This window comes from Pseudomonas edaphica, from assembly GCF_005863185.1.
GTDB classification, from domain to species: Bacteria; Pseudomonadota; Gammaproteobacteria; order Pseudomonadales; family Pseudomonadaceae; genus Aquipseudomonas; species Aquipseudomonas edaphica.
Window position 1 is genome coordinate 1 of record NZ_VBVZ01000778.1, and the last position, 2,520, is coordinate 2,520.

At 60.1% G+C, this 2,520-nt stretch carries 4 protein-coding genes; 2 read left to right on the plus strand and 2 right to left on the minus strand.

Annotation, left to right across the window (positions count from 1 at the left end; all coding sequences use genetic code 11):
* Positions 1 to 4: 4 nt before the first annotated feature.
* Entirely contained in the window at positions 5 to 295 is a 291-nt protein-coding gene (locus FEM54_RS30355) for a DUF2834 domain-containing protein (RefSeq protein ID WP_240792827.1), read from the plus strand.
* Positions 288 to 710 (plus strand): MAPEG family protein, encoded by a 423-nt coding sequence (locus tag FEM54_RS30360; protein ID WP_099549637.1) that lies wholly within the window; start codon positions 288 to 290, stop codon positions 708 to 710. The genes FEM54_RS30355 and FEM54_RS30360 overlap by 8 nt, the downstream gene beginning before the upstream one ends.
* A 91-nt stretch (positions 711 to 801) precedes the next feature.
* On the opposite strand, the gene FEM54_RS30365 is transcribed toward FEM54_RS30360, so the two are convergent.
* The gene (locus FEM54_RS30365; protein ID WP_138454044.1) at positions 802 to 1,725 is read right to left on the minus strand and encodes a sugar ABC transporter substrate-binding protein; all 924 of its coding nucleotides are present in this window, start codon (positions 1,723 to 1,725) and stop codon (positions 802 to 804) included.
* A gap of 42 nt (positions 1,726 to 1,767) precedes the next feature.
* Positions 1,768 to 2,520 (minus strand): phytanoyl-CoA dioxygenase family protein (locus tag FEM54_RS30370; protein ID WP_138454045.1); only part of this gene is annotated, 753 nt, incomplete at its 5' end.

A 2,520-nucleotide genomic window follows, 5' to 3' on the forward strand; every position in this document is an offset into this window, starting at 1 on the left:
CTCTATTGCCCTGGTCGGGTTAGTTGGATTTTCACTCTATACGCTGGCGACGATGCTCACCGCCGAGCAATCACTGCTGGCCTTCGGGCGGCAATTGATGTCACGGCCGGACACCGCGCAGGTGGTGATTGACCTGTACTTGATGGCGGTGCTGGCGTGTGTGTGGATGTATCGGGATGCGCGTGGGCGCGGGCGGTCGGTAGTGTCTGTGCTGCCGTATTTCTTGCTGACGGCAGTGTTTGTTTCGGTGGGGCCGCTGCTTTATATCGTCGTCAATGGGCTGCGCGATGAATGACCTGCTAGCTATCTACGCAGGCTGTGTGCTGGTGCTGTGCCTGAAAATGTTCGCGATTTCCTGCTACCAGGGTTTTTGGCGGATTCGGCGGCGGGCGTTCACCAACCTTGAAGATGCAGCATTCTTCAGCCGCATGGCGCAGCCACAAGAATTGCCACACGTCGTGAGGGCGCAAAGGGCGTGGGCCAATGACCTGGAAAACATCCCGCTGTTTTTTGTGTTGGGCGGATTATGTGTGGCGCTGGGGAGTTCCCAGGGTGTCACGGGTTGGCTCTTTGGCCTGTTTACCCTGGCCCGATTGGCGCACACGGTGACGTATCTGGCAGGGCTGCAACCCTGGCGCACGCTGGCCTATGCAGTGGGCGTGGCCTGCCTCTTCGGGCTCGGTGCCCTGGTGGTCTTGAGGCTGAGATGAAATCCCCCCTGGCTGAGCAAACTTATTGTGGCAAGCCCGCTCGCCACAACAAGCCCGCTCGCCACAAGAAAACCTGGCCATAGGCAAGGGATTAAGGGTTCAGAAACGCCTGGTAATTGTCTTTGGTGATCTGCTGATAGGGAATGGTCAGCTCAGCCACATAGGGTTCCTTCTTGACCATCTTCACCGCCAGGTCAATCGAGCCGACGGCCTGGCCTTTGTTGTCCTGATACACCGTCACCAGCAACTGGCCTTTCTTCACCGCATCCAACCCTGCAGCGCCGCCATCGCTGCCGGCCACCAGTATATCTTTGCCCGGCTGCAGGCCCGCCTGGCTGATCGCCATAGCTGCGCCAATCGCCATTTCATCGGCATTCGCCGCCACGGCATCGATTTTGCGCCCGGACACAATCCAGTTGTTCATCAGGTCAATCGCTTTGCCGCGCTGCCATTCGGCGCTTTGCTCCTCGACAATCTTGATATCCGGGTAATCCTTGAGCACGGTCTTCACCCCCAGCGTGCGGTTGTGCGTGGCATTGTTGGACAGTAGCCCGAGCATGATCGCAAGGTTGCCTTTGCCGCCCATCTTTTGTGCCAGATAGCGCATCTGAATTTCCCCGGCCTTGATCTCATCCGAACCGACATAGCCCACACCCGGCGGCACGTCCTTGAACTCCGGGCGGCGGTTGACGTACACCAGCGGGATCTTGGCCTGCTGGGCATTGACGGTCATTTTCTGCGTGGCCGCCGTGTCCACCGCGTTGACGATAATCGCGTCCATGCCCTGGGCGGTAAAGTTCTGCACCTGATTGAGTTGGCGCACCACATCGCCCTGGGCGTCTTCAAATTGCAGGGTCACGCCGGGTAGCTCCTTGGCGTGGGCCGCCATGTAGTCACGCATCTGTGCGAGGAACACATCGTCGACCTGGGCGATGCTCACGCCGATACGTATATCCGCCCAGGCCCAGGGCGTAACAGCGAGGGTCAGCAGTGCTGCGAGGAGTTGCTTCTTCATGGTTATGCTCCGTTCTTTTTGTTGTTGTAAAAGCAGTGGGATTCATGCCTGGCGCTTGGCCCGCAGTTGCGCCACGGCAGCGGCGAAGTCTGAATAGGGCCAGCGTTCGTCAAGGGCTTGTTGCATTAATTGCTGCCCGGTTTGCGGGGCGAGCCCGTGCAAGGGCGGGTCGGTGTCGAGGTTGGTGGGGAAGGCATAACCGTCGGCCGTACAGGCGATCACCGCTTCGGCATTCAACGCAGGGTTGGCCAGCAACACCGGGTACACCGCGAGCATCATGCGGTCGCGGTCGAGGGCTTCCATGGGCTTGCCGAACGCCGACGAGATTTGCAGCAGGTTGGCCATGCGCCGGTGATGTGTCGTGCGGTTGCTGCCCGCCGCGTGGAACAGCGCCGGGTTGAAGAACAGCAGGTCGCCCTTGTTCAGCGGCAGTTGCACGGCGTGCTGCTGGAAGTAGTCGATAAACTCCGCGCGGCGCCAGGCCAGGTAACCCAGCGGGTATTGCTGGGAGAAGGGCAGCAGTTGGGTCGGCCCGCTTTCCAGCGGCATATCCGAATGGGCTACCGCGCCTTGCAGCGTCAAGTATTGCGACAACAGATGCAGCGGCAGCGGAAAGCGTTCAACCACCTCAGTGGTCTGAAAGCCCAGGTGATAGTCACGGTGCGGCTGCTGTGCTTGCCCGCCAGGGTGGACCACGTTGACTTGCGCCGTCATCTGAAAGCTCGGGCCTAGCCACGCTTCGGCGATCAAACCGAGCAGCGGGTTGGCGTGGTACTCGGCAAACGATTCCGGCGA